At 56.7% G+C, this 26,634-nt stretch carries 20 protein-coding genes; 8 read left to right on the top strand and 12 right to left on the bottom strand.

Annotated elements, in window-relative coordinates; genetic code table 11:
- Positions 1–747: 747 nt before the first annotated feature.
- Positions 748–1,038, top strand: coding sequence for a hypothetical protein (locus B4I46_RS19845; RefSeq protein WP_076384741.1), 291 nt, complete (start codon positions 748–750; stop codon positions 1,036–1,038).
- Entirely contained in the window at positions 1,035–1,313 is a 279-nt protein-coding gene (locus B4I46_RS19840) for a hypothetical protein (RefSeq protein ID WP_286901458.1), read from the top strand. The genes B4I46_RS19845 and B4I46_RS19840 overlap by 4 nt, the downstream gene beginning before the upstream one ends.
- A 1,226-nt stretch (positions 1,314–2,539) precedes the next feature.
- On the opposite strand, the gene B4I46_RS19835 is transcribed toward B4I46_RS19840, so the two are convergent.
- The 8 genes from B4I46_RS19835 to B4I46_RS19800 all read right to left on the bottom strand — a co-directional run bounded on the left by B4I46_RS19835 (position 2,540) and on the right by B4I46_RS19800 (position 13,081).
- Positions 2,540–3,238, bottom strand: a complete 699-nt coding sequence (locus tag B4I46_RS19835; protein WP_286901456.1) for a hypothetical protein — start codon at positions 3,236–3,238, stop codon at positions 2,540–2,542.
- Between the two features lie 90 nt (positions 3,239–3,328).
- Positions 3,329–4,462 (bottom strand): maltoporin, encoded by a 1,134-nt coding sequence (locus B4I46_RS19830; protein ID WP_286901610.1) that lies wholly within the window; start codon positions 4,460–4,462, stop codon positions 3,329–3,331.
- 236 nt (positions 4,463–4,698) lie between these two features.
- Positions 4,699–6,507 (bottom strand): thiamine pyrophosphate-binding protein, encoded by a 1,809-nt coding sequence (locus tag B4I46_RS19825; RefSeq protein WP_168186847.1) that lies wholly within the window; start codon positions 6,505–6,507, stop codon positions 4,699–4,701.
- A gap of 90 nt (positions 6,508–6,597) precedes the next feature.
- Positions 6,598–8,172 carry a GMC family oxidoreductase gene (locus B4I46_RS19820; protein WP_080922810.1) on the bottom strand — a complete coding sequence of 525 codons (1,575 nt, stop codon included), beginning with the start codon at positions 8,170–8,172 and terminating at the stop codon, positions 6,598–6,600.
- A gap of 523 nt (positions 8,173–8,695) precedes the next feature.
- Entirely contained in the window at positions 8,696–8,896 is a 201-nt protein-coding gene (gene thiS, locus B4I46_RS19815; protein WP_116053986.1) for a sulfur carrier protein ThiS, read from the bottom strand.
- A gap of 34 nt (positions 8,897–8,930) precedes the next feature.
- Entirely contained in the window at positions 8,931–10,157 is a 1,227-nt protein-coding gene (locus tag B4I46_RS19810) for an MFS transporter (protein ID WP_286901452.1), read from the bottom strand.
- A gap of 184 nt (positions 10,158–10,341) precedes the next feature.
- Positions 10,342–11,838, bottom strand: coding sequence for a CoA-acylating methylmalonate-semialdehyde dehydrogenase (locus tag B4I46_RS19805; protein ID WP_043859784.1), 1,497 nt, complete (start codon positions 11,836–11,838; stop codon positions 10,342–10,344).
- Between the two features lie 82 nt (positions 11,839–11,920).
- The gene (locus B4I46_RS19800; RefSeq protein WP_286901450.1) at positions 11,921–13,081 is read right to left on the bottom strand and encodes an iron-containing alcohol dehydrogenase; all 1,161 of its coding nucleotides are present in this window, start codon (positions 13,079–13,081) and stop codon (positions 11,921–11,923) included.
- A 621-nt stretch (positions 13,082–13,702) separates the two neighbouring features.
- On the opposite strand from B4I46_RS19800, the gene B4I46_RS19795 reads away from it, so the two are divergent.
- Complete coding sequence (locus B4I46_RS19795; RefSeq protein WP_088515024.1) at positions 13,703–14,959, top strand: MFS transporter; 1,257 nt, start codon at positions 13,703–13,705, stop codon at positions 14,957–14,959.
- Positions 14,960–15,032: 73 nt separating this feature from the next.
- On the opposite strand, the gene B4I46_RS19790 is transcribed toward B4I46_RS19795, so the two are convergent.
- On the bottom strand, positions 15,033–15,818 hold the full coding sequence (locus B4I46_RS19790; RefSeq protein WP_043859787.1) for an IclR family transcriptional regulator: 786 nt from the start codon (positions 15,816–15,818) through the stop codon (positions 15,033–15,035).
- Between the two features lie 332 nt (positions 15,819–16,150).
- Between B4I46_RS19790 and B4I46_RS19785 the strand changes: the two genes are divergently transcribed.
- The gene (locus B4I46_RS19785) at positions 16,151–17,017 is read left to right on the top strand and encodes a helix-turn-helix transcriptional regulator (RefSeq protein ID WP_043859788.1); all 867 of its coding nucleotides are present in this window, start codon (positions 16,151–16,153) and stop codon (positions 17,015–17,017) included.
- An 83-nt stretch (positions 17,018–17,100) separates the two neighbouring features.
- On the opposite strand, the gene hisD is transcribed toward B4I46_RS19785, so the two are convergent.
- The 3 genes from hisD to B4I46_RS19770 all read right to left on the bottom strand — a co-directional run bounded on the left by hisD (position 17,101) and on the right by B4I46_RS19770 (position 21,524).
- Complete coding sequence (gene hisD / locus B4I46_RS19780) at positions 17,101–18,408, bottom strand: histidinol dehydrogenase (protein ID WP_088515025.1); 1,308 nt, start codon at positions 18,406–18,408, stop codon at positions 17,101–17,103.
- A gap of 314 nt (positions 18,409–18,722) precedes the next feature.
- Entirely contained in the window at positions 18,723–20,444 is a 1,722-nt protein-coding gene (locus B4I46_RS19775; protein ID WP_286901447.1) for a thiamine pyrophosphate-binding protein, read from the bottom strand.
- Between the two features lie 213 nt (positions 20,445–20,657).
- Positions 20,658–21,524, bottom strand: a complete 867-nt coding sequence (locus B4I46_RS19770) for a sugar phosphate isomerase/epimerase family protein (RefSeq protein WP_123753041.1) — start codon at positions 21,522–21,524, stop codon at positions 20,658–20,660.
- A 29-nt stretch (positions 21,525–21,553) separates the two neighbouring features.
- Here B4I46_RS19770 and B4I46_RS19765 point away from each other — a divergent pair, with 29 nt between their 5' ends.
- The 4 genes from B4I46_RS19765 (at position 21,554) to B4I46_RS19750 (ending at position 26,628) form a co-directional block, all read left to right on the top strand.
- Entirely contained in the window at positions 21,554–21,679 is a 126-nt protein-coding gene (locus tag B4I46_RS19765) for a hypothetical protein (protein ID WP_263010523.1), read from the top strand.
- Between the two features lie 222 nt (positions 21,680–21,901).
- Positions 21,902–22,219 carry a hypothetical protein gene (locus tag B4I46_RS19760; RefSeq protein WP_043861263.1) on the top strand — a complete coding sequence of 106 codons (318 nt, stop codon included), beginning with the start codon at positions 21,902–21,904 and terminating at the stop codon, positions 22,217–22,219.
- Between the two features lie 78 nt (positions 22,220–22,297).
- Positions 22,298–25,819 carry a hypothetical protein gene (locus B4I46_RS19755; protein ID WP_286901441.1) on the top strand — a complete coding sequence of 1,174 codons (3,522 nt, stop codon included), beginning with the start codon at positions 22,298–22,300 and terminating at the stop codon, positions 25,817–25,819.
- 83 nt (positions 25,820–25,902) lie between these two features.
- Complete coding sequence (locus B4I46_RS19750) at positions 25,903–26,628, top strand: hypothetical protein (protein ID WP_054914499.1); 726 nt, start codon at positions 25,903–25,905, stop codon at positions 26,626–26,628.
- Positions 26,629–26,634 lie beyond the last annotated feature (6 nt).

Genomic DNA, 26,634 nt, shown 5'->3' with positions numbered 1-26,634 from the left:
CATTGCGCTGGAGCTGAGCGGCGCATTCGGGGGCAGCGTTACAGGTGCTTTCCATTACCTGACAAATAGTTGGCGTTAAGCGCAGGCTGGCTTCAGTGGGTAAGCGGATAAGGCTGAGTAGCAGGGGCCGCTACCCATTAGCGCCCATTCTCCCACTCGGATTGATGACCGCCTGGCGTAGCAGTTCTCCCCTGCGAAATCAGGCTTGAAGCGCCGATGCGTTAACGTCCTGATGGCTCTTGGCTGTGAAGGTATGGCTGACTGGGCATTTGAAACTGTGCAGGACGGGCGGCTAGACACCCAAACTGTCGCGCTTGACCGGTGCAACGATGGCTCGGCATAGCAACCAAGAACGTCAAAGGTCAATCATTGGCATAGACGATCTCTCGCAACCGCACGGGTCTGCGAGCGATCAAGACATGCGGCTCAGGCCTGGTGGGGTGTCATCGCTGAGGGAGCTGAATTTTCGGCCCCCCGGCACCTGGGGCCAATTTCTGAGCAGTTTTTCTCTTTCAATATATGCTTAAAGCAGTCCTTGGTTGGAGCCACAAATATTGCAGGGCGCCTACGGATTTTCGGCATTGTACCGAGATCTGTAAAAATCTATTGCAGCCCCGTTTTAACGCCAGGTCTGAGTTACCAAGGTTGCAACAATCTGGATTTTGAATCGGACGGGCGGTACTAGGGGGGAGGGTGGCGCAGTACACTCTCCCTATCGGATCACGAAGGTCAAGCATCGGAGTCCTTATGAGCCCCTCACCACACGGTTTAGTCGGCATCCGCCTCGCAGAAAAGCAGATCGAAACGCTCAAGCAACGGATTGATACGCTCCAGCAGGATCCAGGCTATGCGCAGGACGTGGAATTCTACGGAAAGCTTCAGGGGCTGATGCAAAAATTCGGATTTACCTCTCAGGATGTGGTGGAGCTGCTGATGTTGAGGGGAGATCTAGAGCTTGCACCGAACCTAACCGTATCGCGTCTGAGGCACATCTTCAGCCTGATCGAGGGTGAGGCCCGGGTAGAGAGGGGGGCATGAAGATGGGTGAGAGCCAAGGCAAAACGATCCATCAGAAGCTAGGCCGGCTGATCGAGCTGAATCAGGACATCGGGCTGCGTTATCGTTTGTCCTGCGAGCTGATGGAGGATCCGGGAGTGGCGGATTGCTTAAGGTTTCTTGGGGAGCTCGATCACTTAGCACTTCAGTACGGGTTTAGTCCGAGCGAAATCATTGCGCTGCTGAATGCGGAGGACAAAGAGGGCGTGATAGAAAGATCAGAGCCGGTGGGGTCTGAGCCTCAGATGAAACCTTGAGATCTATCTCAATGAAGCATTATCGCCCAACTCAACTAAATGAATATTTAGTCGAGTTATATGGAGGCCATGCTTTGAACCCCATGTTAGTACGATGCAGCGGCGAAGGATAACGGAAACCTGGACGATGAATTCTGTAAGGAGCCATTTAATAGCGGTAGAAATCTCCAAATGGCTGCTGTAATCGATGTTGGCGTGGGCTCTGCTCAGAATCTAGGACGCAGGACGGCTAGACCGCAGTGGCGGCGATATCGGCAAGCTAAATCGAAAGGTGCGAGGGGTGTCCAGCCTACCCAATGGCGTCGATCCGCTTGGTGGGATGGCAAAAAATGTATCCTCGATGACCTGATTATCCACCTGAACTCGGCATGCGGTAATTAAGGGCTATATTGGAGTTTGACGCATTAAATATTAAAGGTACTGCGCCTCAGATTTGATGCCATGCATCTCAGATTACTTCCTTGATGCCAAGCATCCATGTTCGCTTCCAGCAAACTTTTAGAACCATTTGTCCGATTTCTTCGGCATGTTTAACGAAGCGTGGTTTCATGAAACATGGAAGCAAATTTACAAGCGTCGATTCCTGAATGACTTTCTCAACGTATCCAAGCGCTTTCTCAGGATGATTCAAATCTAGGATGGTCACGCAGAGACATTGAACGGTTGACAAGCGTGCCGAAGTGATTCCGAGAAAAACGTATGAAGCGAGAAGTAAAGTGAACCCTATGGAGCCTAGACCTCAAGAAAACGCGATTACTTCCAGGTTTGGGGTCAAGGTTGGTTCGGCGTACTAAATGTTCTTACCATGTCGTCCCTTGAAGTGCGTGCAAGCGGTACAAAGCTTGTGAGTATGCCGCAAAGCGATTCGTGGTGGGAAAGCACGGGGGGCTCAGGGTTGAAATCTGGCCTGGCGTAGTCTTGAGCGGAGGATACGGTAGTACGCATAATGTATATTATGTTAAATCATGTGTAGCGTTGGTAAGTTCATGTATGTGATGTCTCGTGATGTTTCGTACTGCCGGCATACTGCTTCATGACCTAGACATGCTCATCATTCGGCCTGGCGATTGCCTTGGAGCTCAACACGGTCGCTCAGCCGGTCCTGCATCGATGCGCTGCACCGATGTAGGCTCCTTGCTCCTCCCCACACCATGCCAGTCGCCGGCGCCTTCTCATGGGGAGATCTCATCTGAATCAACAGTCAGGTGCACACGATCCAAACCTGATCAACACTCCGGGTGGAACTCGATAGCCAGCCAGATGCAGTCCGAATCGGAGTAGTAACGGTGCCATGGGTACGTCGGAAGGCCGTTCTCTTCAACATGAGAGAACGGGTCATGGGTGTAGCCAGGCGCCATGACGATCTGCTCGTAGAGCGTGCTCTCGTCACGGTCCACAAACTTCTGGATGCGCCCTACCCCATGGATCTGAGTATGGATTTCCAGAAAGGGGTGCTCGTTATGCATGTAGCAATCAGTACCTGTCGGCGCCCACCACAGGTTGATGCGAACGTTGTAATCCCGGACATCAGATGCCTCTTCACGCTGATTGGCGAAGACGAACGGATCAAGCTTCACCGACCCCACGTGGTCATAACGAGAGATGTACAGCGGAGTCGTACGAGGGAATTTGGCAAAGCGGTTGCCGAACCAATCCCATTCTCCAAAAACCAGCCCGCCCAGATTGGTTTCGGATTGAACACGCAAGACCGCGACGCGCTTGGCGCTGGTAATGATGCCGTTGAACAAGGTGGCCGACTTCCACCCTGGGATTACACTCGGTACCGGGCCGCCGATGTGCATGGGCTCATGGTCGAGGTTCACCACGACACCCCCTGCCACGGTAAAATTCCTGACGTTCTCAACAAGATAACTTTCTACAAACTCGTCCGAGAACTGCAATGGGCGCTGAATGTTAGTTTCCATGTGGTCATCCTCAATCTTCAAAAGCAAATGGGTTATAAACATGCAGTCTGCTCGCGGCCGTTTACCAACTAGCCAGCGGCCACACCATCATCATTCCCACCAATATTCTACTTGCGCACCAAAGTTACTACCATGATTAGCACCTCCAAACGGCCCCGTGGTAGACAAGGCTGATCCTTCTGCAATGGCATCAGCTGCACGCTGGGCAACATCGTTCCACCAGGCGTAGGTGTAATAGAATCTGATTTCAGGTCGATCCCAGAAGCCTGGGCCTTTAGGCGACCAGGTCGGCGCGACAGTGAATTTCGTCAGCTTGCGGGTGCCATCCGAAGCCTCTATCTGATCTCGCCCGATTTCTGTAACAATTTTGAATTGGTTCGTGATTGCATAGATGGGGCGCACACCCACGGATGTCCACTCTTGGCTTCCACCATCTTCCCGGATATCTTTCTGATATACCGCCTGAACCTGCCCGCTCCACTTTTCTGACATTTTCCAGTCAAAGTACTCGACCGCCCGCCAACTGCGATTAGTACGATCCAGGGTGACGTCACCGGTGTTGCCCAAGCCGGTTCCTGGCCCTTCACCGTATTGCAACGCGACGGTATTGACCCCACCCAGAAACGCATCCTGCTTGTGCTGCGCGGTCACGGCCCAACCACTGTTGCTGTCGTCTCTGCTCGGCTTGTCAAGAAAGCTGACGCCGAACTCAAGGTGACCATTGGGGTTGGAGCGAAAGCCACTTACGTTGAAGTCGTGCCGACTGACATCGTTCTTCTGGAACACGCTGTCTTTTCGCGAGAATGCGTAGCTGTATTTCAAGCCGTCGTATTCGAAGTTTTCGAGACCTGCGCCGGTAGCGCTTTGATCCCAATAATAGAAGTCCGAGATATGGATATCATTGCGCTTATAGAAACGACGACCCGCCCAGAGCGAACCACCGTTCAAGAAACTGACATTGCTCCACTCGGTGTACATCTGGTTCATCCTGGCATAGCCGTAGTCGCCGGTAAAATCCAGTGAATGTCCATACGCATTGTATAACTGAGCCATGCCCTCAAGACTGACAACAGAACCGTCATCGAGCGTCAGGACATCTTGCCGCAAATCAAGTTCTATATACTGTTCACATTCGTTACCCAAACGATACTTTGAAGGTGCGCCGGGCAATTGAAAACAGGATTGCGTGCCCCCCGACGTTGCCCCACCTACCCCACTACGCATATAGCCGCTAAACTGCACTGCTTCTGACGCCGCAGACACACTGAATAAGACCGGAACGGCCAAGCAAATACGCTTACCGAGATTCATACCATTTCCTTTTTTCTTGTCATTAATTCGGATTGGCAGCACGTGACACGCATTGCGCGCGTCATAAAAGCGAAGTTCTAATCTTTATGGATTCTGACGGTGATAAGACACAGGCCGCCGAAGCGGCCCGGCCCGTACTACAAGACGGCTTAGAAGCCGCGGTTCTTGACGTACTCGTCGCGCAGGTCACCCAGGTAGGCGGGAACAGTAATGTCCCACCAGCCAGTCGGGTGCATGTTGCTGTACGGACGCTCGATGGAACAAATGGCCTCAACCAGGTACGGCTGACCGGATGCCATGGCGCGCTTGAGCGCAGCGCCGATTTGTGCAGGATCTTCAACGCGTTCGGCTTGTGCACCGAGCGACTTGGCGAAATCTGCGATGTTGGCCATGTAGCTGCTGCCGTCTGGCTTGCTGAAGTTGGTGATGATTTCGCGGTCCTCACCGAACATGTTCAGCTGCAGGTTGCGAATAGCACCCCAACCGCCGTTGTTGATGATGAGGAAGATCGCCGGAACCCCCATCATCACTGCAGTCGCCAGCTCCTGCCCGGTCTGCAGGAAGGCACCATCACCGCACACCGCTACAACGTGCTGGTTTGGCAGGCCCATCTGGGCGCCGATTGCGGCTGGTACAGCGAAGCCGATACCGGAGAAACCACCCGGGGTGATGTGCTGCTTAGGCCCATATACCGGAAACTCGTTGAAGACCTGGTTTTGCGGGTTGCTGGAGTCGGTAACGACCACAGTATCGCGTGGCAGTACCTTGCGTGCCTCGAAAAGCACCTGGGATACGCTCATCGGCGAGTGGTTGCAGGTACGCAGCGGATGCAGGTGCTCTTCCCACTTCGCCTTCAGTTCCTGCAGGCGCAGGAACTGAGGATCGCTGGTGTAGTCCTTGGCCGGTGCAGCCTCACGCAGGCCTGCCAGCAAGGCGTTCAGGATGGCACCGGCATCGCCCACGATACCGATTTCAGCTGGGTAGTTCTTGCCGATCTCGAAGCCATCGATGTCGATCTGAATCAACTTGGTCTTCGGAATATCGAAGGTCACACCTGGACGATACGACGAGGTGATACGGTCGCTGAAGCGGCAGCCAACGGCCAGAATGACGTCCGCTTCACGGGTCATGGCATTACCCGGGATCGAACCCAGGTCACCACACGGCCACGCGTACAGCGGGTGGTCTTCAGGGATGGAGCCTTTACCCATGAAGGAAGTGGTTACAGCGGCGCCGACGTGTTCTGCAATGGCAACCAGGTCAGGGCTGGCATTGGCAGCAATTACCCCCCCACCGGCGACAATCACCGGGCGCTGGGCGCAAAGCAACAGCTTGACCGCGTTTGCGATGTCGACGGGGTCGCCATGCAGACGACCGTGAGAACGGTGAGTCTGGGGTGCTGGCAGATCAATTGCGGCCTCTTCGGCTTGCAGATCCTGCGGCATGTTGATCAGCGCCGGGCCACGACGACCTTCCAGCATGACGTTGAAGGCCTGGGTCATTACACCAGGGATCTGATCAACATGGCTTGGCTGCCACCAGCGCTTGACCACCGGCTCGGCCATACGTGGGAAGTTGTCCGGATGCGGACGATCCAGCTCCTGTAGAACGCCTTTACCCATCATGTAGGTGTGCACACCGCCGCTGATGACCAATTGCGGCAGGGAGTCGGCGAACGCTGTGGCGATGCCGGTCAGTGTGTTGGTGGCACCTGGGCCGATCGATGCGCAGACTGCGGCGATCTGGCCGGTCGCACGGTAGTAGCCGTCGGCCATGTGCGAAGCGCCTTGCTCGTGCATAGCAGGAACAAGTGTGATTTCGTCTTTGCGATCAACAAAAGCGTCGAGCAGCGCAGTATTACCATGACCAGGAATGCCGAATACGTAAGGCACTTTTTCGCGGATCAAGTATTCGACAATGATTTCGCCGCCGGTCATTTTCTTTTTTGTATCAGCCATTTGCTGTTCCTCATTATTAAATAAAAGCTACTGCGAGCTGGTCGCACACATCAGTTCTGCATTCACGCCAGAGCGGCGCTGGCGGAACGCTTAACGCCTCACGGCGGCTCCATAGATCAAGGCCTTGGCCTTGGCTTCTGCGGGCTGTTTGGTGACATCGATGCCGAAATCTTTTTTCAGCATGTGATCGGCAGCCCGGAAGGCATTCGCTGCGATGGTCAACGCCGGGTTGACAGCGGCAGACGACGGCATGAACGAAGCATCAATCACGAAAAGATTGTCTTGATCGTGGCTGCGGCAATATTGGTCCAACGCCGACGTCGCCGGGTCATTGCCAAACTTCACAGTTCCGCACTGGTGCGAAGTGGAGTGCTTCAACAACGGCTTGGTCAGTACAACCGGATAGCCACTCAACCTAATCAGCGACGCCAACTTCTTAACCAGGACTTTATGCGGCTTGAGATTGTTACGACGGATGTCGAGCTGGACCTTTCCATCCTTCCACAGCACCCGGTTGTTTGGATCAGGCAGATCTTCAGTAAATGCAATCCAATCGATACTGTGCTTCGCCATTGTCACGCCCACGATCTTCGGCAGGTATGGCACATTGGCGGAGAGCATCCCACCTTGAAGCTTGCCCAGCATCTGGGCGTGTCCCAACGGGAACGAGTAGTCATCAGCGCCAAAGTAGAACTCGTTCATCTGAAGCGTCTTTTGGAACACCGTGTCGTTCTCTTTCAACGAGAGGCCCATGAGCGCCGTCTGGTTGTGCGCCATGTAGTTGCGGCCTACCACCCCAGAGCTGTTCGCCACACCGTCTGGCGCCTGGGCACAGGCCGACCTGAGCAAAAGCGCAGCACTGTTGATCGCACCGCATGCCACGACGATCAGTTTCGCAGTCAGCACCTCGACCTTGCCGCTACGCATGACCTCAACGCCTGTCACCTGCTTGCCGTCCTCGGAAAGCAGCAGGCGTTGAACAAGCGTATTGGTCGACAGTGTCACTCGCCCGGTGGCCAAAGCTGGCTGAATCAAGGCCGTCTCAGCTTCGCTCTTGGCACCTACGCGGCAAGGAAAGCCGTCACAGGTCTTGCAGCGTATGCAATTGCCACCTTCAAAGTGATTCAGGCCCAACGGAAGTGCCGAAGTGCGTGCGCCGTACTCGCGCATCGATTTCGCCATCTTGGCGACGACGGGCTCGGTGGCCATCGCAGGGTACGGGTAGGCCTGGCTACGCCAGGGCGCGCTTGGATCGTCCGTGTCGTCGCCGTGAACGTTGAAGATCTCCTCGGCTTCCTGGTAGTAAGGCTCGATGTCCTTGTAGCGATAGGGCCAGGCTGGCGACAGGCCTTCAACGTGAAGCAGGTCGTCGAAATCTTTCTCACGGAAACGGATCAGCGATGCACCATAGAACTTGGTGCAACCCCCTACGTTGTAATAGATGCTCGGGCGAAACGCTTCGCCCTTGGCGTCCAGCCAGGTGTCGTGCGCGGTGTACTTCTTTTCGAAGAAGACCGAAGACACACTCCAGTTGTCCTGCTCGCGAGGAACCCAGTCGCCGCGCTCAAGGATGAGCACATTCACACCATTCTCAGCCAGACGACGGGCAGTGGCCCCGCCACCGACCCCGCTGCCTATTACAATGACATCAGGTTTTGTTTCCATCTTGTTCTTAGCCTCACTAATCACGTAACAGGCAGCTAACTGATGCGTCACAGGGCTGAACCTCCAACCTCTACCCACAGGCTCATCTCGGGCCCATGAAGCAACGCTAGTGGTGCCAGTATTTGCACTACGGCTTTCGAGCTCAATTTCGCAGCCCCCTCCAAAGGCGACGCACACTGACGCACTAAGTGAGTCCCCCAGCACGGCACGCCGCAGCCCCCCGAACTAGAGGGGTTGCGTGTGATTTAGCAACGTTGCTGGAGCCGCCCATGACGTGATTGGCACACGCCTAACTGTGCTTTAACGCTGGAACGCGTCGACTACGGAGCACAAGCCCCGGTCAGTGATTGGCATGTTCATCGCAGGTGACGCACTGGTGTACGGATTTCGAGGCATCCGGTCTGCCAGATGGGCCAGTCAAGCGTCTATCACCGCATGCTTCATGGCTGCGGCCAGCTGCAGCGGGTATAGCAGCCATCTGCTCGCTCGCCTCGACTAATCGCCTGAACAGTTGCACGCTCGCTCAACCCCCGCCGATGGCGTGCACCACCTCAAGCCTGTCGCCTTCGCAAATCTCGGTAATCGAATAAAGGCTTCGAGGAACGATATCCTGATTGAGCTCGACAGCTATGCGCCGATTGGAAAGCCCAAGAAGCTCGATCAGTCTCTCAACCGTCGCATCCAAGGGGAGATTGAAGTTTTCTCCATTCAGACTTACACGCACTTTTGCACCTCAACAAACCGGATGACACCGAACACTATGTACGGCTGCGGGAACGAACCGCTGGAACCAGGAAGAACACGATCGTCAACATCGCAAGAACCGGAGTCATCGCCATTCGCAACCCGAAGTGCTCTCCCAAAAAACCAAGCATCGGGGGACCGACCAGAAACGCGAAATAGGCCGCCGTTGAGGCAATCGACACGCGAGCCTCCGGATCATTGGGCGTATCACCCGCGACAGAAATACCAATCGGGAATCCGATGGAGACGCCAAGCCCCCAGAGCAACGCTGCAAGCCCGGCAAGTATCGGGTGGTTGATGAAGATCACACCTGCCAGGCCCGCCACGCCTAGCCCCAGGCAGGCCCGCAACACGCGATCACGACCAAAACGCTCGATGAAGTAGCTTCCAGCAAATCGCCCTATGGTCATCACGGCGGTAAAACCGGCATAGACGATCGAGCTGGCAGCGCCGCTGTAGCCATGGCCATCCACCATCAACAGCGGCAGCCAGTCGCTCGCCGCCCCTTCAGCCAGTGCAATTGCGAGCACAAGGATGCAGATCAACAGCAGCCGAACATCTTTCAAGTGCAAAGCCAGGCTGGGTGATTCAGCCGTCGAGTTCCCCTGCCCCGCCACCGGTCGCCTGCCAAGTCCCGGTCGGATGTGTCCCAAGGCAGTAGCCGCGATCACCATGCCCACTCCCACCGCGCAAAGCAGATGCAGGGCCACGGGAAACTTCATTGCAGTGAGCGCTATTCCGCATACAGCCCCTAGAAACGTCCCGAAGCTGAAAAAGCCGTGCAGTTGCGTCAGCACTGATCGTCGAATGATCTGCTCGACATTCGCTCCCTCTATGTTGAGAGCAATTTCGGCGGTTGCCATGCCGAGCCCGAAGGCAAACAAGCCTGCCGCCACAACCAGGGCAATGGAAAGTGACGCACCCACTGCCATGATCGATAAACTCAAAACAACTGATGACACCCCAAACGATACGATGGGTTTGGTTCCGAAGTGCCGAACCAGTACCGCAGCGCTTAACACGCCAATGATCGAGCCCAAGGAAAGCCCGAACAGCACCATCCCCATTTCTGCGGTTGTGGCAGAGAGGCTGTCCCGAATATCTGGTGTGCGGGACACCCATGTCGCCATGCAAAGACCGATGATGAAAAACAGCGAAAAAAGCGCTCGACGGCGCTTGTAAATCGTGGCGTCAATTAGCCCCTCTGGAGCTCTCTCAACCGCAATATCAATGGAACTCACACCATCCTCCGTAAACTCCGCTGACAGCGGCCATTGCAGTGCTCACCACGCCTTGAAGAGTATTGATCAGCCCACCCGATGCGAACCATTTCGCAGCCCGGCCCACATCGACGCGAAGTGAAGCACTTTGGTTGGGGCAAAAAAAACCACCGCACCAGGCGGTGGTTATTCTGCGACTCGATCACTACTTCATGGTTGGCATCGAGAACTCTGCGCCTTCACGAACACTTGCCGACGGCCAGCGCTGCGTGATGGTTTTACGACGGGTGTAGAACCGGACGCCATCCGGGCCATAGGCGTGCAGGTCGCCAAACAGAGAGCGCTTCCAACCGCCGAAGCTGTGTGAAGCCACCGGTACCGGCAGCGGCACGTTGATTCCAACCATGCCCACCTGGATGTTGTCGCTGAAGTAACGGGCGGCTTCGCCATCGCGGGTGTAGATGCAGGTGCCATTGCCGTACTCATGAGCGTTGATCAGTTGCATGGCTTCTTGCATGGTGTTCACACGGATGACCTGCAGAACAGGGCCGAAAATTTCGGCTTTGTAGCTGGACATGTCGGCGGTGACCTTGTCGATCAAAGTTGCACCAACAAAGAAGCCATCTTCAAAGCCAGGGACGATGACGTCACGACCATCAACGACCACGCTGGCCCCCTGAGCCTCGGCGCTGGAGATGAAGCCGACAACCTTTTCTTGGTGCTGGCGAGTGATAACCGGCCCGAAGTCATTGCTACGCTCGGTGTGATTACCGACCTTCAGAGGCTTCATTGCCACCTGCAGCTTTTCGACCAGCGCGTCTGCTACTGCATCACCAACGGCGACAGCGACCGACAATGCCATGCAGCGCTCACCGGACGAGCCAAAGGCCGCACCAAGCAGGGAGTTCACCGCGTTATCAAGGTCTGCATCGGGCATCACGATCGCATGATTCTTCGCACCGCCAAGGGCCTGGCAGCGCTTGCCATTCGCAGTGGCGGTGGAGTAGATGTACTCCGCGATCGGGGTCGAGCCCACGAAGCTGACGGCCTGGATACGAGGATCATGCAGCAGGGTATCAACTGCCTCCTTGTCACCGTTAACCACGTTCAGCACACCCTTTGGCAGGCCAGCTTCATGCAGCAGCTGAGCGATCAGCAGGGTTGAGCTAGGATCGCGTTCGGAAGGCTTGAGGATGAAACAGTTGCCGCAGACCAGGGCCATGGGCAACATCCACAACGGTACCATCACGGGGAAGTTGAACGGGGTAATGCCCGCCACAACACCCAGAGGCTGGAACTCGCTCCAGGAATCGATGTTCGGGCCTACGTTCTTGCTGTGCTCACCTTTGAGCAGTTCAGGAGCACCACACGCATACTCGACGTTCTCAATACCGCGCTGCAGTTCGCCAGCGGCGTCGTGGGAGATTTTGCCGTGCTCCTCACCAATGAGAGTGCAGATACGCTCAGCATGCTGCTCCAGCAATTCCTTGAAGCGGTACATGACGCGGGCCCGTTTCATCGGCGGGGTATCCCGCCAGGCGGGGAATGCAGCCTCTGCCGCGGCAATCGCCTCCTCAACAGTGGCCTTGCTGGCCAGGGCGACCCATTTCTCTACCTTGCCGGTAGCCGGGTTGAAGACATCCTGAGTACGGTTGTCATCCAGGCGAACTTCGCCGTTGATCAAATGCCCGATCGTGTTCATCTAGTAATCTCCTACTTCGAATTCAAAAAATGCGATAACTACGGTTAGTCGCGACACCAGCGTTAAGCACAAACGGGACAGTTCACCGCCAGAGAGCCTGGTACAGCTCCACCATCTCTTCTACGCTCGGTACTCGCGGATTGTTGCCTGGAGAGCCCGAAGCCAGTGCCTGTTCGGCCATGGTCGTCACCACTTCATCAAAGCGCTCGCGGGTCACACCAAACTCTTGGAGAGTTGGCACCGACAGGTCGCGATTGATCGCTTCCAGGAAGCTGACAAGCCGTGCATTGGCAACCGCATCCGGATCGCTTGGGCTTGCCGCCCCAATGGAACGCGAGCATTGGGCATAGCGCTCCGGCGCAAACGAGATTGAGTACGCCGTCACGGACGGCAGGAGCATGGCGTTCGACAGACCGTGAGGCACATGGAAGAAAGCGCCGATGGGACGACTCATGCCATGCACCAGGGCAACGGAAGCGTTGGAGAACGCGATACCGGCCAGCGTTGAGCCGATCATCATGGCTTCGCGCGCCTCCTCATCAGATCCGTTTTCGTAAACCCGGCGAAGGTTCGGCCCGATCAAGCGCATTGCTGCCAGTGCTTGCGTATCGCTGTAAGGGTTGGCCTTACGACTGACGTATGCCTCGATGGCATGAGTCAGCGCATCGATGCCGGTATCGGCCGTTGTTCGAACAGGCAGAGTCAGCGTGAGCTTGTAGTCGATCAACGCGGCGACAGGCATGAAGCCGACACCTGCGCAGAGCAACTTCTCGTCAGTCTTTTCATTGGTGATGATCGTAAAGCGCGTCACTTCCGACCCGGTGCCTGCCGTTGTAGGAACAGCGACGATCGGCAGGCCTGCCTCGTTGACCTGGCGGGGGAAACGATAGTCCTGAATCTCGCCGCCGAACTTGCCCAGGATGGCAATCGCCTTGGCGCTATCGATTGGGCTACCGCCTCCAAGCGCGACAATCGAGTCGAAGCTCCCCTCTCGCACCCGGGCTACGCCGGCAGCGATGGAAGCAGCGGTGGGCTCTGGCACGGTGTCGTCGAACACCTCGGAAGGGATATCCCGCTCCGACAGCAACGAGGTCAGGCGCTCGGCATAGCCCAGCTTGACCATCACCTTGTCCGTGATGATCAAAGGTCGCCGGCAGCCCAGCGAGTTGAGCACATCTGGCAATTTGAGGCTGGCATCGCCTCCGATTTCCATGATTCGCGGCAGGATGGCTTGTACCGACATGGATCACACCTCCAGGCTTTTCAGAAGCCAATATTTTTATATAACGAGACAAAACGTATCGCTATTGGCTTTTTATGTCGAGGGTGTCTTGGTGATTTTTTTCGTGCCTGCAAGGCCGGCACTCTCGATTGCGAAGGGCAAAAAAGCTTCAAACCCATCTGCTACAGGGCTCTCAGGATTTGATGCACGGCTCAGATGTTCGGCGATGCGGCGATTCACACCGAACCATGCGCTGCGACTGTGCTGCGGGATTGTTCGCGGAGTGCGTCGAGGTTGCTTCAGAGTGCGTCTATCAGGATCGCGATGCGAAATTGTGAGGCAGTGACTCCGTCAGTTAAAAATCGAGTCACCGGTTCTTTGCAGGGATGCGTAGAGCGCACGGAGAACCCGGGAAGCTGGAGCTGCCTGGTCACTCGACCAGCAGATCGAGCCTGAGGAATCAACCAGGTGCAAGATAGAGCGAGCAGCACCGTTGCGAATCAAGCGCGCAAGCTAACAGTGGCGATAACAGCCAAAACAACAAGCAGTAGACGTCAAGATTCATCACTGTCTAAAAGCCTTAGGCAATAACAATCCAATCAAGGAAGAGCAATCCCAAGCTACTTCCGGGCAGGTGATAAAATGCAATCCAACAATCAAAACAGTTCTCTCGTGACACCCAAAATCCGCAATGCGCGCATGGCAACCTTCTCTGGCTTCATGCTTCTGGGCGCCCTCTTCTACACGTGGTCTGTCGGCGTCACTGCATTTCGCAATCACCTTGGCCTCTCCGGGAGCCTGGGCGACATGGACTTCGGCATGCTGGCACTGGGTATCGCCGTGGGTGCTGCGTTCGGCGCTTTCCTGGTCGGCTACGCGGTCGACTACTTCAGTCCGCGAGCTGTATTGCGAGTACTCCTCTGCGCCTATCCGGTCTCGTTCATTTGCTTGGCGGTGGCCCCTGAATACTGGTTCGCCATGGTGTTCGCCTGCATGCTCGGTTTCTTGCGCGGCGCCACAGACACAGCCCTGAACGCGCATGGTGTGGAGGTAGAGAGGTACTATCAACGCCCCATCATGTCCTCTTTCCACGCCTTCTTCTCACTGGGTGGCTTCCTGTTCGGCTTCATCGCCAGCTACCTGGCCGGCTTCTCCACCGACAGTGCCATTATTCCTTTCACAACCGCAGGCGTGTCACTTGCCATCCTGGGTCTGATTACCAGCAAATTCATGCTCGGCAAAGATGACCTTCTGCCTGTACCAACACCAACCGGTGCTGCTGCCTCGACCAGCCAGATGGATTGGCGCGTACTGTCTCTGATGGTCGTATTCGGCCTCATCCTGATCGCCGGCATGATTGGTGAGAGCTCTGTCAGCGACTGGGGACAGGAATTCATGCACCGCGAGCGCGGCATGAGCATCACCACCGCAGGCATGGCCATCAGCCTTTACACTGGTGCCGGCTTCATTGCTCGCCTGACCGGTGACTGGCTGGCGGCGCGAATTGGCCGCGCAAGCATGCTGTTCCTGAGCTGCGTCGTATCGATCGTCGGCATGCTCTGTGCCACCCTTAGCAAAGAGCCGCTCATGAGCGTCGTCGGCTGTGCGCTACTGGGTGCAGGTCTGGCTTGCATCGCTCCTCTGATGCTGGGTGCTGCCGGCCAGAAGGATCCTGCGAACGCAGGCCGAAACGTGGGCATCGTCAACGGCATCGGTTTCTTCGGCATGCTCGGCGGCCCAGCTATCTACTCGCTGATCATTACCACCTACGGAATCGAAGCACTCTTCTACCTGCCGCTGGTACTCATGGCGATCGTCACCGTCATCGCCCCGCTGAGCGTACGCGCCAAGGCAGCTAACCAGGCGTGCACCACCCCCGGAAATCTCGCCGTGCGTTAAGCGCCGGCTCGCCAGGTCACAGCACCACCCGCATAAACCAGGGGCTCCCTGGTTTATGCGTTATCAGGACGCCCTACTCCTCCCCCAAGGGTTCCTCCACCAGGCTCGACAGTTCCGCCGCCGCCTGCTGAAGGTTTGGCTGGAATCGGAGCAGATCCGCCAGGCTCTTCCTCACCGTCGGTGCATGCGCGTAAAGGCACGCCATGAGGCGCCCACTTGCATCCTTGATAGGCACCGCGCAAGCCACCATGCCCTCTACAAACTCCTCGTTATCGATACCGATCTCTGTCGACCTGATCTTCAACAGCTCAAGCTCCAGTTGCTCAGCACTGGTAATAGTATTTTTCGAGAGCCGCTTGAGGGCGAGATTTTGAAGTATTTGCTGACGGCGAGACTTAGAGAACGTGCTCAAGTACAACTTCCCACTGGCCGTGCACCACATGGGAACATGCGCCCCCTCAGGAAGGTGCAACTGCAACGGCCAGTCACTTTGAACACGGTCGTAATACACCATATCAATACCGTCGGGCATCGCGATGCCACAAGTCTCATCCAACTCACTTGACAGTCGACGCAAAATTGATTGCCGGAGCGCCTTGTAGCGACTGGCGTAAATGACGCCCATGGCTATTTTATGAAGCCGCGCTGTTGGCACAACCAGCCCACGCATATTGGTTTGGAGATAACCATCAGCCTGAATCTGTTGAAGCAAGCGATGAATACTTGGCTTCGGAATATCCAACATAAATGCCAGGTCTGCCGGGGACAGGGCCGCCTTGGCCAGCGCGACAGCCTCGATAATCTCCATGACGCGCGAGATGGAGGATCCCTTAATCCTGCCAGTGTTACTTTCACTCATTCAAAACACCATTTTGTCATAAGCCAGTTACGGAACATGCAGCGGCGTGCCCACCCTCAAAGACCTGAAACAGAGCGGATACATTGCTCGACACAGTAGACCGAACGTCGATTCTGACGCAGAATGTACAGGATTGAGACAGCAAAACTCAAAAATCGGAGAATGCCATTGAAAACCCTGCCTTGCTTCAGATGGCACGAAGCATGCTTGAGTTTTCAATCACCGTGTAGCTCGATGAAGTGTGTGCCCCCAGTTTCCTCCAGTATTGGGAGTGATACTGCCGAAGCTTACAGCTTGGGCGGGCCGCTATTCGTAGTGGAGGATTATAAGAAATGCCTGTAACGATTACGCCCAATCTAGTTGAACGCAGTCAAAACCGGTACGACTTGCAGCTCAATCTTCAGAAAAACTTAATGACGCTTGTAGAGTCCTGCCGTTCTGTTGCAGACCTGTGTCGAAAAGTTGATGTCAATCGGCAACAGTTCAACAAGTATCTCGCGGGACAGCACCTGCCTTCTCAGAAAATCCTGCAGAAAATCTCCAGGTATTTCATGATGGAGGTTGACGACTTATTCCGATCGCCCCTTGAGTTTAAAAGCTTCTACGAAGGATTTGAAAACGAACTGCCGATGGGGCTCCGCTCATCAAAAGAGTTCACGCACTTCTTGCCACTGGCCAAAAACTCGCCTGAGCAATTGAACGATTATCTGGGTGTTTATTACCGCTATCACAACTCGTCAATTTACAAGGGTCGCATTCTTCGCTCGGTCACCTGCCTGTACCGCGCTGAGTCGATGGTGCAGTACGTCACCGTGGAACGCTTCCCGCTGCTGGATGGCAGTGGAAAAATCGGCTGCTCGTTCACCTATCACGGGTTCTGCTTGTTGCTGGGCGACCGAATCTTCATGATCGACTTTGAGAGCAAGCAGCGCAACGAGATTACCTGCTCGATCCTTACGCCACAGCACCGACGCCCCATTCGCTTCCTCTACGGCCTGATAACCGGTGTAGCGTCCACGTCCTACCGGCAGCCGTTCTCTACGCGCATGGCGCTTGGATACGTGGACAAAGGGCTGATCCGCCGCGAGCACCTCAGGAACGCGACTGTGATACTGCCCAGCGACCTGTCCGTGCCGCTGGAAGTGCGCGAGTACATGACAGGGGATAGCTCGACCATCCTGTGGGGTGGTGAGGGCTGAATCAGCACGCGCGCCACTCGCAAACCGGGCAAACGAAAAAAGGCTGGTCATCACTGACCAGCCTTTTTCATGAGCGCACGGTGTTACTCAGCAGCCGCACCGAACGGAACATCCTTACCGCCGTAGCGGCGAACACGAATGTTGGCCTGCTCGGCGTGGCCAGTGAATTTCTCCAGGATACACAGACGGGAGCAGTATTCACCGATCATGGCCGAGGCCTCGTCTGTGAGGATGCGCTGATACGTACAGGTCTTCAGGAACTTGCCAACCCACAGACCGCCGGTGTAACGAGCAGCACGCGAAGTAGGCAGCGTGTGGTTGGTACCGATCACCTTGTCGCCATACGCAACGTTTGTGCGGGCGCCCAGGAACAGCGCGCCGTAATTCTGCAGGTTGTTCAGGAAGTAGTCCGGATCACGAGTCATCACCTGGACGTGCTCGGAAGCCAGACGGTTCGCTTCCACGATCATCTCTTCCTGGCTTTGGCAGATGATAACCTCACCGTAGTTGTCCCAAGCCTTGCGCGCGATCTCAGCAGTGTCCAACAGCCCCAGCAGACGCTCGATCTCAGCCAGGGTGTCTTCACCCAGCTTGCGCGAGGTCGTAATCAGCACTGCCGGCGAGGTCGGGCCATGCTCAGCCTGACCTAGCAGGTCGGTTGCCACCAGCTCGCCGTCAACCGAGTCATCCGCAACAACCAGGGTCTCGGTAGGACCAGCGATCAGGTCGATACCGATCTTGCCGAACAGCTGACGCTTGGCTTCTGCAACGTAGGCGTTACCTGGGCCAACGATCATGTCGACCTCAGGGAATTCACCGATACCCAAGGCCATCGAAGCAACGGCTTGCACACCACCGATACAGTAGATCTCATCGGCGCCGGCCAAGTGAATTGCAGCGATCACCGGAGCGCTTGGACGACCTTCGAAGGGAGGGGAAGTCGCGATAACCTTCTTCGCACCGGCAACCTTGGCAGTAATGATGCCCATGTGAGCCGAGGCCAACAGCGGGTACTTGCCACTCGGGATGTAACAGCCAACCGTCTCAACCGGGATGTTCTTGTGACCCAGGATCACGCCAGGCAGCGTCTCGACCTCGATGTCTTTCATCGAGTTGCGCTGATGCTGAGCGAAGTTACGAACCTGTGCCTGAGCAAACTTGATGTCATCAATCTGCTGCGGGGTCAGCTCGGCCAGGCATTCGTCGATTTGCGCTTGAGTCAGGCGGAAGCTGGCGGGGTCCCATTTATCAAACGTTGCCGAGTATTGGTGAACTGCCACTTCGCCGCGGTTGCTGATGTCGGAAATCATCTCCTCGACGATTCGGCGTACTTGTACGCTGTCCGCCTCTCCAGCTGGCTGAGTGGTTGAAGATTTCAGATAGTACGCCATGGGTTGTTCCCTTTTGTTGATTTGCTTCGCCTAGGACGGATGCGCTCAAAATGAGCTTGGTTCTCCCATCCGATGAGCGAAGTATTCCCAAGAGTCCATAGCGCGCTCAATTTCGCAGCTCCAACCTGATTGACGCACAGTGACGCATTTGCAGGCGTAGTTTGAGAAAAAACCCAGCAGTCCCCGTACGGCAGGCTCAAGTCCCGGCGTAGTAGCCACAGAGATCAGGCAAGACCAACGGCAGAAAATCGAGATAGGCCGCATAGACCTTGCATCGTGCGTCAGGTGTGACGTGCGACGCAGGTAAGAGCGCTTCAGCGTGCGTACTGCGGGGCCGGGAAAGAAAGGTCATTCTGTAGCACCGGCCCTGCCCCCTCACGCGCAACGATCACCTCAACAAGTGACGGCCCATTGCTTTTCAGCGCCTTCTGATACACCGACTTCAATTGCGAAGCGTGCTCCACACGCCAGGCATCGAGCCCGAAATTCCTCGCAACCTCTGCGTAGTGTGGAGAATATGGTTTGCCATCTGGAAAGTTGAACTCGCAACCATAATGGCGCCCGAACACCCCGTTCTGCCCGTCGCGCAGCGACATGTATCCGCTGTTGTTGAACACGACGAACAGGACAGGAATGGTATGCATCACGCAGACCGCCAGTTCCTGGAGCGAGTGGAGGAAATCGCCATCACCGACCAGGCAGATGACTTGGCGAGCGGGCATGGCGAGCCTGGCGCCGATTGCAGCAGGAACTGCCCAACCGAGCGATGACGAGTCACCACACGTGAGGTGAGTGCGCGGGTGGTAGATGGGAAACATCTGGTGCACCGCCCCTTTGACGCCGCCTGAGCCTACAACGATGATTGCGTCGCTTTCGATCCAGTTGCGAAGCTCCAGCAGCGGTCGCTGCAGGTTGAAAGGAGCACAGTCACTGTTACTCAGCAACTCGACCTGCTCATCCCACTGCTGTCTCAGGGCAATAATTTCCTTCAGATAGGGCGCCCGCCTGGTGGCCAACTGCGTACGTTGAGCCGCGGTGATTGCCGATCCAATTGCATCCAGGGCCAGCTTCGCATCTGCAACGATTGCCAGGTCGACGTCATGGCGCTTGCCAATTTGCTTTGCATCGATATCGATGTGCACCAGACACGCATGAGCAAGGGCAGAATCTCGTCCCCCGCCCCACCCCAGGTCCAACACATTCTCCAGCCGGGTGCCAACAGCCAGGATCAGGTCTGCACTACTCAAAAGACAGTTGCCACAAGTACTGCCTAGACGGCCGATAGCGCCGCCATTGAGGGCATGATCATCAGGGAATGCGCCCTTGCCACCGGATGTACTGACGACCGGAGCGTGCAGGTACTCGGCCAGTTTCACCAATTCATCAGTGACGTCAGCATTGATGACGCCACCCCCCACCAGAATCACCGGGCGCTGGGCATCACAAAGCAGCGCAGCAGCATTCGACACCACCTGCGCATCCGGACATGACTTGAGATTGGCCTGCCGCTGAACCGAGAAATCGAGTTTGGCTTCTGACGTGCCGATCTGCGCACTGACCGACAATGCAAGGCTGGCCGGGCCAGGCCGACCCGATAGCATGCTAACGAATGCCTGCCTCAGAACCTCCGGAATTGCGTCGACCTCGTTCACGTAGCAATCGACCTTGCAAAGTGTTGCTCTATCGCCTCGAGACGCGGTTTTCGCAGCGTCAACCAACGACCTTTCCTTATCCCCGCTCAGAACCAGTACGGCAGAAGAATTCGCTGACGCCGTAGCCAACGCACAGACAGCTTTAGACGTTTCCAGAACGGCTGGCAGTAACGCTGCCATCGGCCGTCCGCAGGCTCGAAAGAAACCATCGGCCAGATGAACGGCGCTCTGTTCCTGCATGACCTGGATGAAGGGAATCTCGGATCCAGGCTCAAGGAAGGCATCCACCATGGCCCAAGAACCGTAGCCGGGAATGCCAGCAACGTACTGTACCCCGTGGGCTTTTAGCGCTTTTGCCAGAATCTGGCCCCCAGTGAGCTTCATTGGAATACCTTCTTGTTGAACGCCGATGACGAGGTGCGAGCCTGCTGCAGGGAACACTTCCAGGACCGAAGATTATTTTTCCCATCAGGCGAGATCTCCATTTCGCACCCCTTGAAAAATCGACGCAATGAGACGCACACGTTCGGGCTCACCCACGCTTGAGCCCAAGCTCCACAAGATGAAGCCCGATGAAAAACATCGGAACTCAGTCTGTCAGGCGTAGGGGGGTTCGAAGAACTGCATCGCAGATTGGTAAGCGAGTTCAGCCATCTGATCCACCGCAAGCCCACGATGAATGCCCGATATGATCTCGACGCCCCAGGGCCCGTCAAAGCCCGTCTGCCTCACATTGTGAATGAACCCGCAGATATCGATCTCTCCGTCGCCGATGAGCAACCTCTGGTGGTTGGACTGCTCTATCAGGTTATCCGACATCACGAACATGGCGTCACTCAGCTCCACGCCCTTGATCAAAGGTGCTGGGATCTTGGCAATCTCGGACATCTCCATGCCACCATAAGCTACGTGCCAACTGTCGATGACCATGCCTGCGTTATCGTGCAAGCCTTGGGTGACTGCCATGGCCTTGTCGATAGTCGATACTTTGGAGAACGGCATGAACTCGATAGCTACGTCGATGGAGAATTCAGCTGCGACTTCGCACAAGGCCAGCAAAGAGGCCCGCATGCCCGCTACATCAAGGTCGCCCTGCTCCAACACACCAGCCCCACATTTGAGTCGCTGGGCCCCGATAGCCGCCGCGAACTCCAGAAGCTGCTTTCGCTTGTAGTCGGAAGCTTGCTTTTTGCTTCCTTGCAAGTGCCAATCGGTCAGGAATTCGACTTCAGCGTACTCCAGGCCATGCTCTTTGAGCAGATTGGCGACTTCTCGAATACCAATGGTCTGCTCCAAGTGAAGCAAATCAGCATAGGTGAACCCCAGCCCACTCCAACCGGCCTTACTTGCTGCAGATACACGATCCTGAAGGCTAAAAGTGGCGACCTCACTGGGCGCGCCAGGAAACGTGTTCCCAGCCAGTGTCCAGTACGAAGCGATCAATTGAGTTTTCTTGTTTTTCATGCAGAGCACCTGAACTCAAGAACATGGCAGTGAGCAACCTGATCAAGCAGGCAATATGGGCAATTGCGGCAGTTGGCCGAAACTTCGCAGCCCATGAAATCGCGACGCAGATCGACGCACAGCGTTGTGCTCCCAGATTTTTCCAGAAGGATTGAATCGCCACGGATGCTGCAGACACCTTCTTTACCTGCGTGGCCGCCCCCGGTAGCCCACGAGCGAAGCAATGCCGCGCCCGCAACGCACCTGCAGCGAGGCAAAAAAAGATTGTGGCCATTTGCTATATCGCCGAGTGCCTACTACTTTTCCAAGCGCCACCGTCGCGTCACCAGGAAGGTGGCCACCTCCCCCCCCAGTCCATGCAGCAAGGAGCTCTCAGAATGGGTATCAGTGCCAAAGTAAATGCTGAGTTTTTGATCGACAACAAGACCTACAAAGCTTCGCTCAACATCCCCAACTCCGCACCGACTGCCGATAAGCCGTTCATCTTCACTGTCACCTCCAAAGGCGAAGCCGCAGACGCGGTACTGCAGACACTTCTCGAAGTCGCTGTCGGCGCTACCGACCAGGTATACGTTGCAGTTGCACCCCCCATGGACCTGATCTCCGACGCCATTGGTGGTGACGCCAAGGTCGTCCAGGCGCTCAACGTTGAAGTCTCCGAAGGCAAATACAAAGACGGGAAATTCGAAGCCTAGGCCTGACTCCTCCACGGTGGGGCATGTCACTATGCCCCACCGCATTGATGTACCTGCCTGCGGGAGGGCCCCTCGCCCATGGATATCCGCGTTACGGCGCACTTTGCCTGGTCGGAGATTTTTGGTCGCAAGATCGCCGCCCGAAGCAAGTGCCAGCTGGACCTGTCACGCCAGTACAGCCTGATCTATGCAGACCTGGGAACAGAGGATGCACAGGGGTGGAATGTTCTCGCTGAACTCAACAAAGCCTTCGATATCGAGCTTCCGGCCGAATATCTGAGGGTGATGGATGCCGGGTTCTTCACATTCAGTCATTTCGGCAACGGGGCGGTCCCCCCGAACACCTCTTTGGACAAGATTTTCCCGCAATCGCCGGTTCCACTCAGTGTCTCCAGGGCCACCGAGCCGATGACCAACACAGCGGGGTTTTGGCTGACGGTAAGCCTCGACGATATCAAGCTGTTCGGCAGCCTGATTGAAATAGGGTACGCCTCGCCCTCTGGCGACGGTGACAAACTTTCACTCTCCGCGGTGCTGGCTAGAGGGACTGTCGCCGGCAAGGCGGTGAGTGACGCGATCTACTTGGCCAGCTTGCCGAGCTTCCGCTTGTTCAAGCTGTTCGGCTTTGAAGAGGTCGAGGTTCGATATCGCTTCAAGGAAGCCAGACAGCTCAATGTCAAAGGCAAGCTGCGTGTGTCCCTTTTTGATGAGAAGCAGTATCTGTTCGAAGGGGTACTGAACTCGGACGAGGTCAACAGAACCTTCTCAGCCTGCTTGAAAAGTGCCGAACCCGATCAAAGCGTTACCAGGCTCTTCGGCGACCAGATGCGTGGCATTACCTTCCAGCGCCTGGTGTTCGGGATATTCGCTCGCTATGGCGACAACGAAGATCAACGAACATTCCAGGTCCAGGGTACGGTCAGAGTCGGCTCAGCCCAGCTGACCGGGTACATCTACCTGCACAACGGCAAACCCCAGGTGGCCAGCATAAAAGTCGACAAGGCACTGTCGATCGGTGATGTGTTCAACCAATGCATCCCGGGGGCCCCGTGGCCGACCTCGCTCATCGACATCACCTTCAAGGCAGGCAGCGAGCTGTATTACCGCTCGGCCGCTGGAAGCCAACTCGCAAGACTGGAGACATTCTCATGCCCTGCCGAGGGGGACCTGCTCGATCGTCAACTTAGCGCCAGCCTCGACTACCAGAATGGGTTCAACATAAGGGCGCTGTTCGACCTGACACTCGTCAAGACCCTGGAAGTGGTCGGCACGATCCAGATTGCCGAGGATGGCGTCACTGCCGATATCAGCCTGGGCAAGCCCATCGACCTCTTCATCGTGACCATCGCGGCATCACGCGCCTCACAGCCCATCGGCGGGCCTGCGTTCGAGCTGTCTACCGTCGAGAAGAAATCCTCTATGGGTTTCGTTGGCAGCCTATGGTTCATGCAGGAACAATTTGGCGTCGACGTCCGCGTGAAAGCCACCAGAAACGCGAAGGGAAACACCCAGGTCGACGGTACGCTCACGGCGCTATCGAACTACCCACCGTTCCTGCCCGCTGGCACATCCCTGGGGCTTCGGTACAGCAAGGACGGTGGCTTCCAGGTGACGAACTGGCCAAGTTTCGAGTATCTGACCAACGCCATCGATTTCATCAAGACACTGCAGAAACTCTCCGACCAGGGCAGCGCCGGGTGCGGCAAACTCGTCGGGTTCGCCTTCGAGAAGCTTCTACAGTCGAAATTCCGCGTGAGTGTCTCGTTTGGTACCCAGGAAAATGATGAGGGGGTAACGCTGGTCCTCGATGGGTCCTATACGCTCTGCGTCGCGCAGACCTCCCTCACCGCGGTAGCGATTCCATTTCCAGGGTTGGTGTCGATCCCCCTACCCAACTCGATCAGCTTTTCCGAGTTGGGCAACTACATCGAACGTGCTCTGGCTGCAGCAGCTGAGTCATTTGTCAAAGCCCTGGTGAAAAACCGAGAGGCCATTGCTGCCGTCATTGGTCTCACCGCGGGAAAAGCCGCGGCCTCCTATGCCGCTACTCTTGCCTGCCAGGCCTTGATCGACGGTGTAGCAGCAGATGCTGTTGTTGCGACAGCTGCAGAGACCCTTGCCGCAGCCACGGCCGCAGAGGCGGGGGCCGGCGCTGCTGGGGCCCTGGTCGCCGGGGCCGTAGTCGCGGTTGCAGATTTCTTTGCTGGCACAGGCACAGGCACAGGGACTGGCACTGGCACTGGCGGCACAGGAACAGGAACAGGAACCGCGACACAGAGCCCGCCTGTTGATCCGCGAGTCACCATCACCAACCGTGTGGTCACTCTGACCTGGGGGGGTGGCCAGGGCAATGCGCGCTATCACGCGCAATTGCTCGACAGTGCCGCGACCATCCTGCTGAACAACCCGGACCTGGCGGGTGCGGCCCGGCAGACCCAGTTCGAGTTTGGCCCAGAGTGGCCTTCAGGCCCTTACACGGCCCAGGTCCAGGGTGTTCATGAACAATCGGCCACCCGCTGGGCGGCGGCTCCCTTCAACCGGCTGACAGCGCCGGCCCAACCCAGCGCTCAAGCAGACACCACGGTCCCGGCGCCAGCATATGGAGTGCAGGTGAGTTGGCCACCGATTGCCGGGGCCTCCTCGTACGAGCTCTCTACCCGCCTGCCCGGGAGTGCGACCGATAGGGTCCAGATCGAGCCCGGCGCAGATCAGTCGCTCCCACCTGCGACATACGCATTCATTTTCGAAGAGGCTTCCCCAGCGGGGGATTATCGCTTCAGCGTAACGGCCAAGGGTGGGCATGCATCCGTAGCGAGTCCAGACAGCGAGCCGCTGACGCTTGTACGTCCAGGCCAGCCCCAGGACTTCCAGGCCAGCAGTATCGGCAGCAATGTTGCGTTGCGCTGGCGTTCGGTTGCCGGTGCATTGCGCTACCAGGCATTGGCGCAGAAGAAAGGGGCTGCCCCTCTGGTTATTGAGCTGCATGCCCGGGAGGAAAGCGGCGTCGAGCATGCAGACTTCGCTCTACCCTGCCCTTCGCATTCGCCTTCCGTTTACCAGGTGCAGGTCTGGGCGCTGCCTGGCGCCGACCAGGTGAACTACGTAGCGGGCGTGCCGTCGGCCGTCGTCGAGGTGACGATTACGCCCTATGCAACCGCATCAGAAATGGCCACCGCGCTGCATGCCCTCACTATCGAGGGGAGCGCGTGCGGTACACAGTTGATAGCGGCATTCCCGAACCTGACACCGGACACTTTGGCCATCGCCATGGCGCAAGGCGGCTACCCGGCCATTGAGACCAGCAATGGCCTGCTTGCTGTGTGGCCTGATACCCCACCTCTTGAGCTGGCGACCGTACTTGCCCTGGCGTATCCCGATCCGTTGCAGTTTGCCGCCTCCCAGCGTGACCAGGGCGTGCCTGGAGAGCTGTGCGCAGTCAATCTGTTGAAGGCATTCCCACAGCTTGGCGTATCAGAGATGGCGCGCGCCATGGCAAAGGCAGGTTACCCCGCAACGGACACCGCGACAGGCCTCAAAGTGGCGTACCCCGCCATCTCGCCTGTGGAGCTATCAACTGCGCTGGTGCTCGCTTATCAGTGACGCCGCCATGCCGAGCAAGAAGATCCACCGTTCAACTGCGTCATTCACCCCATTACAAACAGCGACTACGAGAGGTAAACAGCATGAGCACCGAAACCCTGATCAGCATCCTGCAGTCTCTTAAGCAACAAGGGCTGAGCCCCCTTGAGGCGGTCAAAGAGGCACTGGCCCAGCTCCAGTCACGTGCCCGAGGGGCTACCACCGACAACACCGCAGTGGCCGAAGCCGTGATCGAGGTTTTCTCGCCCCTGACCGCGACCCAACTCGCAATCATCCTGCACACCACCTATCCGGACCTGACCGCGCTTGACGTCGGGAAAACCATTCTCAACCCGAAAGTGCTGCCAGCCACACCGGCCACCGAGATGAATGAAGCCCTTGGCAAGGCGGGTTTCGACGCCTCCAGCGTCAGTGATGCAGTGAACATCCTGTATCCGGTTACCGTGACCATTCAGGCCAATCAAGCCTGGCAGCAAAGCGGCCTGACAGTGACTGGCCGCCAGGTCACCCTGATTGCAGCGCAAGGCTCCTGGACTTCCAACCCGGCAACAGGGAAAACAGGCCCGGCCGGCAACACGAACTATCGCGCCAAGCAAGGCTATACCCTGCCAGGCCAGTTCGAGGGGGCCCTGATCGGCCGCATTGGCGACAACGCACCGTTTCTGGTTGGGCCTCAGGTCAAGGTGCCGGCAGGACAGTCGGGGGCCTTGCAACTGTGCATCAACGATGACCTCAACGGGATTTATGGTGCGGGCCTGACGGACAACGTCGGTAGCATGCAGGTAGACATCCGCACGCAAGGCGAATAGCCGATG

The organism is Pseudomonas sp. UBA7500 (assembly GCF_002478435.1).
GTDB lineage: Bacteria > Pseudomonadota > Gammaproteobacteria > Pseudomonadales > Pseudomonadaceae > Aquipseudomonas > Aquipseudomonas palmensis.
The sequence above is the reverse complement of the archived record's forward strand: the minus strand, read 5'-3'. Positions and strand labels throughout refer to the sequence as shown.

Coding starts and splice junctions, on each gene's coding strand:
- B4I46_RS19830 (WP_286901610.1), bottom strand. CDS start 4,462: ATGCGTAGTGGGGTAGGTGGGGCAACGTCGGGGGGCACGCAATCCTGT.
- B4I46_RS19825 (WP_168186847.1), bottom strand. CDS start 6,507: ATGGCTGATACAAAAAAGAAAATGACCGGCGGCGAAATCATTGTCGAA.
- B4I46_RS19795 (WP_088515024.1), top strand. CDS start 13,703: ATGCAATCCAACAATCAAAACAGTTCTCTCGTGACACCCAAAATCCGC.
- B4I46_RS19755 (WP_286901441.1), top strand. CDS start 22,298: ATGGATATCCGCGTTACGGCGCACTTTGCCTGGTCGGAGATTTTTGGT.
- B4I46_RS19770 (WP_123753041.1), bottom strand. CDS start 21,524: ATGAAAAACAAGAAAACTCAATTGATCGCTTCGTACTGGACACTGGCT.
- B4I46_RS19820 (WP_080922810.1), bottom strand. CDS start 8,172: ATGGAAACAAAACCTGATGTCATTGTAATAGGCAGCGGGGTCGGTGGC.
- B4I46_RS19760 (WP_043861263.1), top strand. CDS start 21,902: ATGGGTATCAGTGCCAAAGTAAATGCTGAGTTTTTGATCGACAACAAG.
- B4I46_RS19845 (WP_076384741.1), top strand. CDS start 748: ATGAGCCCCTCACCACACGGTTTAGTCGGCATCCGCCTCGCAGAAAAG.
- B4I46_RS19835 (WP_286901456.1), bottom strand. CDS start 3,238: ATGGAAACTAACATTCAGCGCCCATTGCAGTTCTCGGACGAGTTTGTA.
- B4I46_RS19805 (WP_043859784.1), bottom strand. CDS start 11,838: ATGAACACGATCGGGCATTTGATCAACGGCGAAGTTCGCCTGGATGAC.
- B4I46_RS19785 (WP_043859788.1), top strand. CDS start 16,151: ATGCCTGTAACGATTACGCCCAATCTAGTTGAACGCAGTCAAAACCGG.
- B4I46_RS19790 (WP_043859787.1), bottom strand. CDS start 15,818: ATGAGTGAAAGTAACACTGGCAGGATTAAGGGATCCTCCATCTCGCGC.
- B4I46_RS19750 (WP_054914499.1), top strand. CDS start 25,903: ATGAGCACCGAAACCCTGATCAGCATCCTGCAGTCTCTTAAGCAACAA.
- hisD (WP_088515025.1), bottom strand. CDS start 18,408: ATGGCGTACTATCTGAAATCTTCAACCACTCAGCCAGCTGGAGAGGCG.
- B4I46_RS19775 (WP_286901447.1), bottom strand. CDS start 20,444: ATGAAGCTCACTGGGGGCCAGATTCTGGCAAAAGCGCTAAAAGCCCAC.
- B4I46_RS19840 (WP_286901458.1), top strand. CDS start 1,035: ATGAAGATGGGTGAGAGCCAAGGCAAAACGATCCATCAGAAGCTAGGC.
- B4I46_RS19800 (WP_286901450.1), bottom strand. CDS start 13,081: ATGTCGGTACAAGCCATCCTGCCGCGAATCATGGAAATCGGAGGCGAT.